Origin of the sequence: Streptomyces sp. NPDC020983 (genome assembly GCF_044333485.1) — a bacterium.
GTDB lineage: Bacteria > Actinomycetota > Actinomycetes > Streptomycetales > Streptomycetaceae > Actinacidiphila.
In genome coordinates this window covers 1-13,303 of the sequence record NZ_JBIRRA010000031.1, presented here as the reverse complement: position 1 = coordinate 13,303, position 13,303 = coordinate 1, and the positions used below count along the sequence as shown (strand labels likewise).

The 13,303-nt window shown below is 77.4% G+C and carries 5 protein-coding genes and 1 pseudogene; 3 read left to right on the top strand and 3 right to left on the bottom strand.

Translation table 11 applies throughout. The features are described 5' to 3' along the window. Nucleotides 1-26: 26 nt before the first annotated feature. The 3 genes and pseudogenes from ACH4SE_RS36150 to ACH4SE_RS36140 form a co-directional block, all read left to right on the top strand. Nucleotides 27-380, top strand: a complete 354-nt coding sequence (locus tag ACH4SE_RS36150; protein WP_398547827.1) for an acyl carrier protein — start codon at nt 27-29, stop codon at nt 378-380. Between the two features lie 60 nt (nt 381-440). Continuing rightward, nucleotides 441-1,334 (top strand): alpha/beta fold hydrolase, encoded by an 894-nt coding sequence (locus ACH4SE_RS36145; RefSeq protein WP_398547826.1) that lies wholly within the window; start codon nt 441-443, stop codon nt 1,332-1,334. Nucleotide 1,335: 1 nt separating this feature from the next. Further along, nucleotides 1,336-6,360: pseudogene (locus ACH4SE_RS36140) on the top strand (type I polyketide synthase); the annotation flags it as partial. 89 nt (nt 6,361-6,449) lie between these two features. On the opposite strand, the gene ACH4SE_RS36135 reads toward ACH4SE_RS36140, so the two are convergent. The 3 genes from ACH4SE_RS36135 to ACH4SE_RS36125 all read right to left on the bottom strand — a co-directional run. After that, nucleotides 6,450-7,190: a lytic polysaccharide monooxygenase gene (locus ACH4SE_RS36135; protein ID WP_398547825.1), complete on the bottom strand. Its 741-nt coding sequence runs from the start codon at nt 7,188-7,190 to the stop codon at nt 6,450-6,452. Between the two features lie 317 nt (nt 7,191-7,507). Beyond that, the gene (locus tag ACH4SE_RS36130; protein WP_398547824.1) at nt 7,508-12,418 is read right to left on the bottom strand and encodes a type I polyketide synthase; all 4,911 of its coding nucleotides are present in this window, start codon (nt 12,416-12,418) and stop codon (nt 7,508-7,510) included. Nucleotides 12,419-12,433: 15 nt separating this feature from the next. Beyond that, nucleotides 12,434-13,303, bottom strand: an 870-nt coding sequence (locus tag ACH4SE_RS36125) for a beta-ketoacyl reductase (RefSeq protein WP_398547823.1), incomplete at its 5' end; no start/stop codon positions are given.

The following is a 13,303-nucleotide window of genomic DNA, read 5'->3' as shown; positions in this document are numbered from 1 at the left end:
CGCCACCCACCGAGGAAGGTGCAGCCATGGAAGGACACAACCAAGCAGCCACCGGGGAGGCCGGGCAGCCCGGCGGCCCGGCCGACGAGCAGGCCGCCGCGCTGGTGGCGCAGCTCGCGACGGCGGCGCCGGAGGAGCGGCAGGACCTGCTGGGCGACCTGGTCCTGCACCGGGCGCGCGCGATCCTCGACGGCCAGGAGCTGGACGAGGACAGCAACTTCCTCCAGAACAACATGAGTTCGCTGGCCGCCGTACGGCTGTCCAAGACGCTCACCGACGACACCGGCCTGGAGGTCCCGCTCGTCGCGATCGTCGAGCACCCCACCCCCACGCTGCTCGGCAAGTACCTCGCGGAGGCGTACGAGGCCGAGGCCGGCTGACACCCTCCGCCCGGTCCTCGCGCCCCCCTCCGATCCCCTCCCAGGGCAAGGGAAACCGCCATGAATGTGTCCGTTCCCGTCGACGACTCGGTGAGGCTGAACGTGCGGCAGCGGCCCGGCGGCGCGGGCCGGCCGGTCCTGCTGGTGCACGGCCTGGGCTCCAACTCCCGGATGTGGGACGAGGTCGCCGACCTGCTCGCCGCCGCCGGGCACCCCGTCCACGCCGTCGACATGCGCGGCCACGGCGAGTCCGACCTGCCCGGAAAGAGCTTCGACAACGCGACCGCCGTGGCCGACCTGGCGGCGGTGTGCGACGCGCTCGGGATCGGCGGCGCACTGCTGGCCGGGCACTCCTGGGGCGGCAACATCGCCATGCGGCTCGCCGCCGTACGCCCCGACCTCGCCGCGGGGCTCGCGCTCGTGGACGGCGGCGGCCCGGTCGACCTCCAGGGCGGGGCCCTGCCGCGCGACACCGACGACGTCGGGTGGTGGGGTCCCGACGCGCGGGCCCCGCGGGAGGCGATGCGCACCGTGCTGCGGGCCATCCACCCGCGCTGGTCGGACTCCGCGGTCGAGGCCAGCCTCGCCGACATGGTGGAGGGCCCGGACGGGCTGCTCGGGCCCCGGCTGCCCCTGGAGCACTACCGGTCGGTGTGGAAGAGCATGTGGAACGACCCGCCCGCCCGCTGGTACCCGGACGTCACCGTGCCCGTCGTGCTGCTCAAGGCCGTCCCCCCGAACCCGCCGCCCGCCTGGCTGGCCTGGGCCCGGCAGTGGGTCGCCGACGCCGAGGCGGCGCTGCCCAGGGCGGAGTCGCGCTGGTACACCGACTCCGACCACAACCTGCACGCCGACCACCCGGGCCGGGTGGCCGCCGACGTGCTGGAGCTGGCCCGCACCGTCGACAAGCTCACGGACGGGCACCCCGGCACCCGGACCCCGGGACGGTCCTGACATGGCCGAAGACCAGCAGAAGCTGCTCGACTACCTCAAGCGCGTCACCGGCGACCTGCGCGACGCCCGGCGCCGTATCGAGGACGCCGAGCACGCCGCCCACGAGCCCGTCGCCGTCATCGGCATCGGCTGCCGCTTCCCGGGCGGGGTGAACAGCGCCGACGACCTGTGGGAGCTGGTCGCCGCGGGCCGCGACGCCACCGGCGACCTGCCCGCGGACCGCGGCTGGGACCTCGACGCGCTCCACGACCCCGAGCCGGGCCGCCCCGGCACCTCGTACGTGCGCCGCGGCGGCTTCCTCACCGGCGCCGACCGCTTCGACGCCGCCTTCTTCGGCATCAGCCCCAACGAGGCCGTCACGATGGCCCCGCAGCAGCGGCTCGCCCTGGAGGTCGCCTGGGAGGCCGTCGAGCACGCCCGTATCGACCCGCACACCCTGCGCGGCAGCCGGTCCGGCACCTACCTCGGCTGCGACGGCATCGACTACTTCCTCAACTCCTTCCACGTGCCCGACAACGCCGCCGGACACCTCACCACCGGCAACTCGCCCAGCGTCGTGGCCGGCCGGGTGGCCTACGCCCTCGGCCTGGAGGGCGCCGCGGTCACCCTGGACACCGCGTGCTCCTCCGCGCTCGTCGCCATGCACCTGGCCTGCCAGGCGCTGCGGCAGGGGGAAGTGGACCTGGCGCTGGCCGGCGGGGTCTACGTGATGTCCTCGACCGCGCCGCTCGTCGGCTTCAGCGAGCTGCGCGCGCTGGCCCCCGACGGCCGCTGCAAACCCTTCGCCGCGGGCGCCGACGGCATGACGCTCGCCGAGGGCGCCGGGATCGTGCTGCTGGAGCGGCTGTCGGACGCCCACCGCAACGGCCACCCGGTGCTCGCCGTCATCCGCGGCTCCGCCGTCAACGAGGACGGCGCCAGCAACGGCCTCACCGCGCCCAACGGCCCCTCCCAGCAGCGCGTCGTCGAGCAGGCCCTCGCGAACGCCCGGCTCGCCCCCGCGGACGTCGACGCGGTCGAGGCGCACGGCACCGGCACCGCGCTCGGCGACCCGATCGAGGCGCAGGCGCTGCTCGCCGCCTACGGCCGGGACCGGCCGGAGGGCCGGCCCCTGTGGCTGGGCTCGGTCAAGGCCAACATCGGGCACACCCAGATCGCCGCGGGCGCCGCGGGCGTCATCAAGACGGTCATGGCGCTGCGCCACGGCAGCCTGCCACGCCTGCTGCACCTCGACGAACCGAGCCCGCACGTCGCCTGGGGCTCCGGTGACGTGCGCCTGCTGACCTCCGACGTGCCCTGGCCGCCTGACGCCGGGCGCCCCCGGCGGGCGGGCGTGTCCGCCTTCGGCTTCTCCGGCACGAACGCCCACCTGATCCTGGAGGAGGCGCCGCAGGCTCCCGCTCCCGGCGTGGGTGGTGCGGTGCGGGCTCCTGCCCCCGGCGCGGGTGGTGCGCCGCAGGCTCCTGCTCGCGACGCGGGCGGTGCGGTGTCCGCCCCCGGCGTGGGCGGTGCGGTGCAGGACGGCGGCCCGGACGTCGCCGTGTGGGCGCTGTCGGCCCGCAGCGCGCAGGCGCTGCGCGGGCAGGCGCGGCGGCTGCTCGCGGCCGCGCCGGACGCCGGCCCGCACGCGGTCGGCTGGTCGCTGGCCGCCACGCGCTCGGCCTTCGAGCACCGCGCCGCCGTCACCGGAACCGGCACCGCGCAGCTGCGCGAGCGCCTCACCGCGCTCGCCGCGGGCGAACCGGCCGCCGGCGTCGTCACCGGCACCGCCCGCACGGCGGGCCCCGGCGTCGTCCTCGTCTTCCCCGGCCAGGGCTCGCAGTGGCCCGGCATGGGACGCGAACTCCTCAGCTCCTCACCGGTGTTCGCCGCCCGGATCGCGGAGTGCGAGGCCGCCCTGGCCCCTTGGGCCGACTGGTCGCTCACCGCGGTGCTGCGCGGCGCGGACGGCGCCCCCGACCCGGCCAGGGCCGACGTGATCCAGCCCGTGCTGTGGGCGCTCATGGTGTCGCTCGCCGCCGAATGGGCCCACCACGGCGTCGTGCCCGCGGCCGTGGTCGGCCACTCGCAGGGCGAGATCGCCGCCGCGTGCGTCGCGGGCGCCCTCCCGCTGGAGGAGGCCGCCCGGGTGGTGGCCCTGCGCTCGCAGGCGCTGCGCGCGCTCGCGGGCAAGGGCGCGATGGCCTCCCTCGGCATCGGCCCCGACGCCACCGCGGAACTCCTCGCCGGGCTCGGCGAGGAAGCCGCGGGAGTGGGCGTCGCGGCCTTCAACAGCCCGTCGTCCACCGTGGTCTCCGGCCCGCCGGGGGCGGTCGCCGCCGCGGTCGCCGCGTGCGAGGCCGCCGGCGCGCGGGCCCGCACCATCGACGTCGACTACGCCTCGCACGGCCCGCAGGTCGACACCATCGCGGACGACGTACGGGCCCGGCTCGCGGGCGTCCGGTCCACCTCCACGGACGTCGCCTTCCACTCCACCCTCACCGGCGGCCCGCTGGACACCGCGGAGCTGGACGCCGGCTACTGGCTGGCGAACCTGCGGCAGCCGGTGCGCCTCACCGGGGCGGTGAACTCCCTGCTGGCCGCGGGCCACCGGGTCTTCGTCGAGGTCAGCACGCACCCGGTGCTCGTACCCGCGCTCCACCAGTGCTTCGAGGCCGCCGGGATCGACGCGCACGCCTCGGGCACCCTGCGGCGCGGCGAGGGCGGTCCCGCGCAGCTCGCCCTCGCGCTGGGCCAGGCGTTCGCCGCTGGCGCCCCGGTCGACTTCCGCGCCTGGCACGGCGGCACCCCGGCCGCGCGCGCCGTCGACCTGCCCACCTACGCCTTCGACCGGCAGCGCTACTGGCTGCCCACCGCCCGCCCCGGAGCCGCGGGCGGCCCGCAGGACCCGGCCGAGGCCGAACTGTGGGACGCCGTGGAGGAAGGGGACGCCACGGCGCTCGCCGGGGTGCTGGAGCCGGACGGCGACCCCGCCGCGGACTCCGAGGCGCTGCGGCCCGCCCTGCCGCTGCTGGCCGCCTGGCGCCGCCGCCACCGTGAGCGCGGCACGCTGGCCGCCTGGCGCCACCGCGTCCGCTGGACGCCCGTGCCCGACGGCGCGGCGCCCACCCTCACCGGCACCTGGCTGCTGCTCGTCCCGGACGGCCGCACCGACGACCCGGCGGTGCGGACCACGGCCGAGGCGCTGCGCACGTACGGCGCCGCGGTGCGGCAGCTGACCGTGGACGCGCTCACCGCCGGGCGCGCCGGGCTCGCCGCGGAACTGGCGGCCGCGGGTGACGGCGTCGCCGGGGTCGCGAGCCTGCTCGCTCTCGACGAGCGCCCCCGCCCCGGCCGCCCGGGTGTGCCCGCGGGGCTGTCCGCCACGGTGGCCGCCCTGCAGGCCCTGGGCGAGGCCCGGATCGGCGCGCCGCTGTGGTGCGTGACCCGCGGCGCCGTCTCGACCGGCCCCGACGACCCGCTGCCGCACCCTGTGCAGGCGCAGGTGTGGGGCCTGGGCCGGGTGGCCGCGCTGGAGCACCCCGACCGCTGGGGCGGCCTCGCCGACCTGCCCGCCGAGCCCGGCGCCGACGCCCCCGCGCGTCTGGCGGCCGTCCTCGCCGGACTCCCGTGCGGACAGGGCACGGAGGACCAGGCCGCCGTCCGCGCCGCCGGGGTGCTGGCCCGCCGCCTCGACCACGCGGCGCCCGAGCGCGGGCCCGGCCGCCGCTGGCAGCCCGCCGGGACCGTCCTGGTCACCGGCGGCACCGGTGGCGTCGGCGCGCTGTTCGCCCGCTGGGCCGCCCGCGGTGGGGCCGCCCGCCTCGTCCTCACCAGCCGCCGCGGCCCCGACGCGCCGGGTGCCGTCGAGCTGGCGGCCGAACTGCGCGGCCTCGGGGCCGAGGTGACGATCGCGGCCTGCGACGCCGCTGACCGGGAAGCCATGGCGGACGTCCTCGCCGCGATCCCGGCCGGGGAGCCGCTCACCGCCGTCGTGCACGCCGCGGGCGTCAGCGACCAGGCCCTGATCGCCGACGCCGACGACGCTCACCTGGAGCGCATGCTCGCGCCCAAGGCGCTGGCCGCCCGGCATCTGCACGAGCTGACCCGGCACCTGGAGCTGTCCGCCTTCGTGCTGTTCTCCTCCGTCAGCGCGGTGTGGGGCAGCGGCGGGCAGGCCGCGTACGCCGCCGCCAACGCCCAGCTCGACGCGCTCGCCGAGCACCGCCGCGGCCTCGGCCTGCCCGCCACCTCCGTCGCCTGGGGCCTGTGGGGGGAGGTCGGCATGGCGACCTCCGACGAGGAGGTCGGCTTCTTCCGCCGCCGCGGCATCCGGCCGCTGGACCCCGGACTCGCCCTCGCCGCCCTGCGGGACGCGGTCGGGCGGCCCGCACCCGCCTGCGTCGTCGCCGACGTGGACTGGCGCCGCTTCCTGCCGAGCTTCACCGCCCTGCGCCCCAGCGCGCTGCTCGCCGACCTCCCGGAGGCCGCGGCCGGGCGCGCCGAGGAGGCCGGCCCCGCACCGCAGGACGCGGACCCGCTGCTGCGCATGCTCGCCGGCCGGCCGCCCGCCGAGCAGCACGAGGTCCTCCTGCGGCACGTGCAGGGGCACGCCGCGGGCATCCTCGGGCACAGCGGCGCGGACGCCGTACCGCCCGGCAAGCCCTTCCAGGAACTGGGCTTCGACTCGCTCACCGCCGTCCAGCTGCGCAACGAGCTGAGCGGCAGCACCGGCCTGCGCCTGCCCACCACCGTGCTCTTCGACCACCCCACCGCCGACGACCTCGCCCGCCACCTGCACGGCCTGCTCGTGGCCGACGCGGCGACGGGCGAGCAGCACGTCATGGCCGGGCTCGACGGCTGGGACGCCGCCCACGCGCCCGACTCGCTCGGCGAGGCCGCCCGCAACCGGGTCGCGGCGCGGCTGCGGCTGCTCGCCGGCAAGTGGGCGCAGGAGAGCGGCGAGGACGGTGGACACGGCGATCTGGAGGAGGCGACGGCCCAGGAGATCTTCGACCTGATCGCCACGGAGTTCGGCAAGTCCTGAGCGCCGGGCCCGCCGGCCCGCCGCGGCCCGGTCCCTGCCGGAGAGCCGGAAGGGACCGGGCGGCGGGCGGCGGGCCCTGGCGGGGGACCTCAGCAGGTGCCGAGGTCGTCCCACACGCCCCACTGGCCGGTGGTGCCGGGCTCCTCGCCCTGCGTCCACCACTTGGCCTTCCAGTTGTGGCCGTTGTGCGACACGGTCTGCCCGCCGGTGTAGACCGCCGTGGCACTCCAGGCGGCCGCGGTGCAGCTGCCGGTGCCGCCCGTTGTGCCACCGGTGGTGGTGCCGCCCGTTGTGCCGCCGGTGGTGGTGCCCGTCCCGCCGATGTTCACGTCGACGCAGGAGTAGAAGGCGTTGGCGGTGTCGGCGATGTTCCAGACGGCCAGCACCTTCTGCCTACCGGTGAAGCTGCCGAAGCCGACCTGGTGGCTGAGGTCGGCGGGCGGCTGCTGGTTGTTGCCGGGGAACTGGGCGATCAGCGTGCTCCCGATGTAGTACTGCCAGTTGAGGGTCGCGTGCCGGGCCGTGTTGTGCCAGGTGAAGGTCGCGGACGAGCCGACCGGGGTGACCTGCCAGCCCTTGCTGTCGTCGTCGAGCTCGGCGAACTGCGCGTTGCCGCCGCTGCAGCTGTGCAGGCCCTTGGGGCCCTCGACGCTCTGCGGCTCGTACGTGATGTCGCCGCAGCTGACGACGCCCTCGGCGCACTGCTCCTGGCGGCTCGTCGGGAGGGTCACCCAGCCGTGGGCGCTGGCCGTGCCCGACGACAGCCCGAACGCGAGGAGGGGAGCGGCGAGCGTGCCGAGTGCGAGCGCCACTTTCCGTGTCGTGTGCATGTCATACCACTTTCCGTCGAGGTGTGGGGGCGTCCCTCGTGGGGTCGGCGGTGCTGCCCGTCCGGCGGCGGCCGGGTGTGCGGTGTGCGTGCCGGGAGCGGTGGACCGTGAGCCGTGCGGACCGCGGTCCGTCACCGCTCCCGGGCGGGGCTGCCGCCCAAAGGTCCGGACCTCGCAAGGGCTTAGGTCTAGACCATAGTCGCCGACGGGTTCAGGTCAAGAGCGCGGACGGCACCAACTCCGCCGCCCGGACCGGGAATTCCGCCGGGCCGGCGGGCGCCGGGCACGCCCCCGTGCCCGGCGCCCGCGGAAGGGCCCTACGCCTCGCCGAACTCGCGGTCGATGAGGGCGAACACCTCGTCCGCCGACGCACCTTCCAGATCCCCCGTCCCGGACCCCGCGGCGTCGGCGGACGGGCTCACGGCGCCGCCCCCGTACCGCCACAGCAGGACGTTCAGCCGGTGGGTGAGCCCGGTGCGGCGCGGGTCGCCGGGCGCCAGCGCGGCGAGCGCGGCCTCGACGGCGTCGAGGGCCTGCGAGGCGGGCTCCTGCCCGGGCTCGGCGGGGAGCGCCTGCTCCAGCAGGTAGCCCGCGAGGGAGGCCGGTGTGGGGTAGTCGAAGACGAGCGTCGCGGGAAGGTCGAGGCCCGTCGCGGTGCGCAGCCGGTTGCGGAACTCGACGGCCGCGAGGGAGTCGAACCCCAGCTCCTTGAAGGGCTGTTCCGGATCGACCGCGTCCGCCCCCGGATAGTGCAGCGCACCCGCCGCGTGGGTGCGGACGAGCGCCAGCAGCGTGCCCGTCCGGCCACCCGGCGGCTGGGCCGCCAGACGCTCCCGCAGGGCGGCCAGCGCCCTCGCCTCCTCCTCGCCGCCCGAGGCGTCGAGCGCGTCGCGCGCGGCCCGCGCCGCGGCCGGGACGTCGTCGAAGAGCCGGCTCGCGCGCGCACCGGTGAAGAGCGGGAGGAAGCGCTGCCAGTCCACGTCCGCGACGACGGTCGCCGCCCCGGCGCCGCTGCCGTCCGCGCTGCGGACCACCGCGTCCCGCAGTGCCGCGAGCGCCCGCGAGGGCGGCAGCAGCGGCAGGCCCAGCCGCCGGGCACGCCCGGCCGCGTCCGGGCCGTGCGCGCTGTCCCACACGCCCCAGGCCAGCCGCACCACCCGGCCGCCCGCGGCCTGGCGGCGCTGTGCCAGCGCGTCCACGTACGCGTCCGCCGCGGCCCGTGCCCCGTGCCCGCCGCCGCCCCACACCGCGGCCACCGAGGAGAAGACCACCAGCGGGTCGCCGTCGCCGAGCCCGCACACCTCCGCGAGCCGGTCCGCGCCCGCCACCGCCTCCGCCACGGCCCCGGCGAATTCCTCCGGCCCGGACTCCGCGAGCCCCGCCCGCCCGCCGGGCGCCCCGGTGTGCACGACGGTACGGATCCGCACCCCGTCCGCCGTGATGCCCGGCGGATCCCCCCGCCCCGCGCCGGGCCGGGGCCCGTCCAGCACCGTCCCCTTCGCGCCCAGGGCCGCCAGTTCGGCCAGCAGCCCCTCCGCCCCCGGGGCGGCGGGGCCTTCCGGCGCCAGCAGCACGATGTGCTCGGCCCCTTCCGCGGCCAGCCAGCGTGCCACGTGCGCGGCCACATCCGTGACGCCACCGGTCACCAGCGCGCCGCCGCGCGGGGACCAGGGGCGGGCGGGCGCCGGCTCCTGCGGGGCCACCGGCACGAGACGGCGGGCGAAGAGGCCCGCGGGGCGCAACGCCACCTGGTCCTCGCCGCCGTCGCCGGCGAGGGCCGCCCGCAGCAGGGCGGGTGGGAGCTCGGCGGGCTCGGCCGGGAGGTCGAGGAGGCCGCCCCACAGCGCCGGGTGCTCCAGCGCGGCGACCCGGCCGAGCCCCCACACGGCGGCCTGCGGCGCGTCGGGCGGCCCGTCCTCGCCCGTCACCGCCACCGCGCCCCGCGTCGCCGCCCACACCGGCACCCCGAGATCGGCTTCCCGCAGCGCGCACAGCAGCCCGTGAGCCGCCGTCACCGCGTGCAGGGCACCGGTCCCGCCGAGCGCCAGCAGGGACAGCACCCCGGCGGGCGCCGGGCCGTCCTCGTACGCCGCGCGCAGCGCCGCGGCCGCCTCCGCGGTGGCGTCCGGCACGGTCACCCGGCGCACCTCGCCGCCGTCCGCGGTGAGGGCGCGCTCGCAGGCGTCGGCCCACGGCGTGGCGCCCCCGGCCGGAAGGGCCAGCAGCCAGCGGCCGGCGGGCGGGCCGGGGACGGTCAGCCGCCGCCACGCCACCCGGTACCGCCACGCCTCGACGGCCGCCCGGTCGTGCCGCTCGCGGTGCCAGTGCGCGAGCGCCCCGACCACCTCGCCGAGCGGTGCGCGCCGCGCGTCGTCGTCGGCGATGCCCAGCGTGCCGGACAGCGCGGCCACGTCCTGCGACTCCACGGCCTGCCAGAACCGGGCCTCCTCCGGGTCCGCCGCCGCGGGCGCGGCCGCCACCTCGTCCGGCAGCCAGTAGCGCTGCCGCTGGAAGGGGTAGCCGGGCAGGTCGGTCGTGCGGCGGGCGTCCTGCGGGTACCAGGGGCGCCAGTCGACGGGCGCGGGGTGCGTGGTGTGCAGCCGGGCGAGCGCGTGCGCGAGCGCCTCGGTCTCCTCCTGGCGGGCGGTCAGGGTCGGTACCAGCAGCGGGGCCGGTCCGCCGTCGCCGGCCGCATCGAGGGTCTGCTGCACCGCCGGGACCAGCACGGACGTCGGGCCGATCTCCAGGTACGTGTGGGCGCGCGCCGCGGTGTGCGCGATCGCGTCGTGGAAGCGGACCGGTTCGCGGATGTGGCGCACCCAGTAGCCGGGCTCGGCGATCCCCGCGTCGGCGGGCCGCCCGGTCAGGTTGCTGACGAGCGGGATGCGGGGGGTGCGGAAGTCCAGGTCCGCGACGGCCTCGGCGAAGGGCGCGAGCGCCGGTTCCATGAGCGGCGAGTGGAAGGCGTGGCTGACCGTGAGCGCCTTCGCCTTGCGCCCGCGCTCCTTCCACCGCGCGGTCAGCTCCGCCACCAGGTCCGCGGGACCCGACACGACCGTACTCACCGGCGTGTTGTACGCCGCGACCGAGACGGCCCCGCCGTACGGGGCGAGCGCCTCCTCCGCCTCCGCCGCCGTGGCCTCCAGCGCCGTCATCGCCCCGCCGTCGGGCAGCGCGCCGAGCAGCGTCGCGCGCGCGGCGACCAGGCGGCAGGCGTCCGCCAGCGACAGGACACCGGCGACGTGCGCGGCGGCGATCTCGCCGACGGAGTGCCCGGCGACCGCGTCGGGCCGCACACCGTGCGCGTCCAGCAGCCGGACCAGCGCGACCTGGAGCGCGAACAGCCCGGCCTGGGTGTAGGTGGTGCGGTCGAGGAGCCCGGCGGGCCCGGCCCCGAACACCACGTCCCGGAGCGGGTGGCGCAGGTGCGGGTCGAGGGCCGCGCACACCTCGTCGAAGGCCTCGGCGAAGACGGGGAAGTGCGCGTGCAGCCCGGCGCCCATGCCGGGCCGCTGGCTGCCCTGCCCGGAGAAGAGGAAGACCCGCCACCCCGAGGCGCGTACCGCTCCCGTCCTGCACACGACCGCCGGGTGCGCGTCGCCCGCCGCCAGCGCCGCGAGGCCCGCGCGCAGCGCCGTACCGTCCCGGCCCGTGACCACGGCCCGGTGGTCGAGCACCGCCCGTGTGGCGGCCAGCGACCAGCCGACGGCCCCGTGGTCCGCCTGCGTGCCGAGCAGGAGCTCCGCCTGCGCGCGCAGCGCGGCCGCGCCGCGCGCCGACAGCACCCACGGCGTCAGGTGATCGGGCTCCGGACCGCCCGCCTCCGCCGGGGTTCCGGCGGGGGCTTCCTCCAGGACCAGGTGCGCGTTGGTGCCGGAGATGCCGAACGACGACACCCCGGCCCGCCGCGGGCGGTCCGTGCGCGGCCAGTCGACGGGCTCGGTGAGCAGCCGCACGGCTCCCGACGACCAGTCGACGTGCGGGGTGGGCTCGTCGACGTGCAGGGTCGCGGGCAGTGAGCCGTGGCGCATCGCCATGACCATCTTGATGACACCCGCCACGCCCGCCGCCGCGTGCGTGTGCCCGATGTTGGACTTGACCGAGCCGAGCCACAGCGGCCGGCCGGCCGGGCGGTCCTGGCCGTACGTCGCCAGCAGCGCCTGCGCCTCGATCGGGTCGCCGAGCGTCGTGCCCGTGCCGTGCGCCTCGACGGCGTCCACCTGGTCGGCCGCCAGCCGGGCGTTCACCAGTGCCTGCCGGATGACGCGTTCCTGCGCCGCGTCGTTGGGCGCGGCCAGGCCGTTGCTGGCGCCGTCCTGGTTGACGGCGGAGCCGCGGACGACGGCCAGTACGCGGTGGCCGTTGCGGTGGGCGTCCGAGAGCCGTTCCAGCAGGACGAGTCCGGCGCCTTCGGAGAAGCCGGTGCCGTCCGCGGCGGCGGCGAAGGCCTTGCAGCGGGCGTCGGGGGCGAGGCCGCGCTGCCGGGAGAACTCGACGTAGGCCGCGGGCGTGCTGAAGACGGTGACCCCGCCCGCGAGGGCGAGTGCGCACTCGCCCGACCGCAGCGCCTGCGCGGCCAGGTGGATGGCGACCAGCGAGGCCGAGCACGCGGTGTCCAGTGTGACGGCCGGACCCTCCAGACCCAGCGTGTACGCGATCCGCCCGGAGATCACGCTGGTGAGCGCGCCGGTGGTCGTGTAGCCCTCGTAGCCGTCCGGGATCCGCGGGATCCGCGAGAGGTAGTCCTGGCTCGACACCCCCGCGTAGACGCCGGTCGCGGTGCCCTTCAGGCTCGTGGGGTCGATGTGCGCGCGCTCCAGGACCTGCCAGGCGGTCTCCAGCAGGACGCGCTGCTGCGGGTCCATCGCCGCCGCCTCGCGCGGGCTGATGCCGAAGAAGGCGGCGTCGAAGGTCGGCGCGTCGTGCAGGAAGCCGCCCTCGGTGACGTAGCTCGTGCCCGGGTGGTCGGGGTCCGGGTGGTGGAGGGAGCCGAGGTCCCAGCCGCGGTCGGTGGGGAAGGGGCCGATCGCGTCACCGCGCGAGGCGACCAGGTCCCACAGCGCCTCGGGGGAGTCGATCCCGCCGGGGTAGCGGCAGGCCATGGCCACGATCGCGATCGGCTCGGCACGCTCCTCCTCGGCCTGCCGCAGCCGCTCCTTGGCCTGGCCGAGGTCGAGGGTGACGCGCTTGAGGTACTGGCGCAGCTTGTCTTCGGTGGTCGTCGGCATCGGTTCCGCATCCCCTCAGGACGAGCCCAGTTGCTGGTCGATGAGCGCGAACATCTCCTCGTCCGAGGCCGACTCCAGGGCCTCCTGGCCGCTGCCGCCGTCCGTGCCGGACGCGTCCGCGCCGTCGCCGAGCCGCCACAGCAGGTCCTGCAGCCGCTTGACGAGCCGGCTGCCCGCCTCGCCCGCCGGACGCTCCTGCGCCACCGCCGCCTCCAGCCGCTCCAGCTCGCGCAGCACCGGCTCCGCCGCGTCGTCGTCCGCGGGCCCCAGCTCGCTCCCCAGGTGCTCGGCCATCGCACCGGGCGTCGGGTGGCGGAAGACCGCCGCCGCGGGCAGCCGCACACCGGTCGCCGCCGCCAGCCGGTTGCGCAGCTCGACGGCGGTCAGCGAGTCGAAGCCCAGGTCCTTGAACGGTGTGTCCGTCGCCACCGCCTCGGCGTCCGCGTGCCCCAGCACCGTGGCCGCGTGTGTCCGTACGAGATCCAGCAGCAGCGCGTGGCGCTCGTCGCGGCCCATCGCGGCGAGCCGCCCCGACAGGTCCGCGGGCCGCGCCGCCGCGCTTCGCCGGACCGCCGCCCCGGCCCGCGCCCCCGCGAGCGAGCGGGCCATCGGGGGGAGCGCCCCGGCCTGCGCCGACAGGTCGAACTCGGCGGCGACCACGTGCGGCTCGCCCGCCGCGAGCGCCGCGTCGAAGAGCGCGAGCGCCTTCCCGGTGGCGAGCGGGTTGACGCCCGTACGCGCCATCCGGGCGTGGTCGGTGGCGGTGAGCTTGCCGGTCATGGCGCTGGTGGTGGCCCACAGGCCCCAGGCGATCGAGGTGGTGGGGTGGCCGGTGCTGCGGGTGGCGAGGGCGTCGAGGTAGGCGTTGGCGGCGGCGTAGTTGGC

What these genes read in the sequence shown, in the direction of transcription:
- ACH4SE_RS36150 (WP_398547827.1), top strand. Translation starts at nt 27, where the DNA reads ATGGAAGGACACAACCAAGCAGCCACCGGGGAGGCCGGGCAGCCCGGC.
- ACH4SE_RS36145 (WP_398547826.1), top strand. Translation starts at nt 441, where the DNA reads ATGAATGTGTCCGTTCCCGTCGACGACTCGGTGAGGCTGAACGTGCGG.
- ACH4SE_RS36135 (WP_398547825.1), bottom strand. Translation starts at nt 7,190, where the DNA reads ATGCACACGACACGGAAAGTGGCGCTCGCACTCGGCACGCTCGCCGCT.
- ACH4SE_RS36130 (WP_398547824.1), bottom strand. Translation starts at nt 12,418, where the DNA reads ATGCCGACGACCACCGAAGACAAGCTGCGCCAGTACCTCAAGCGCGTC.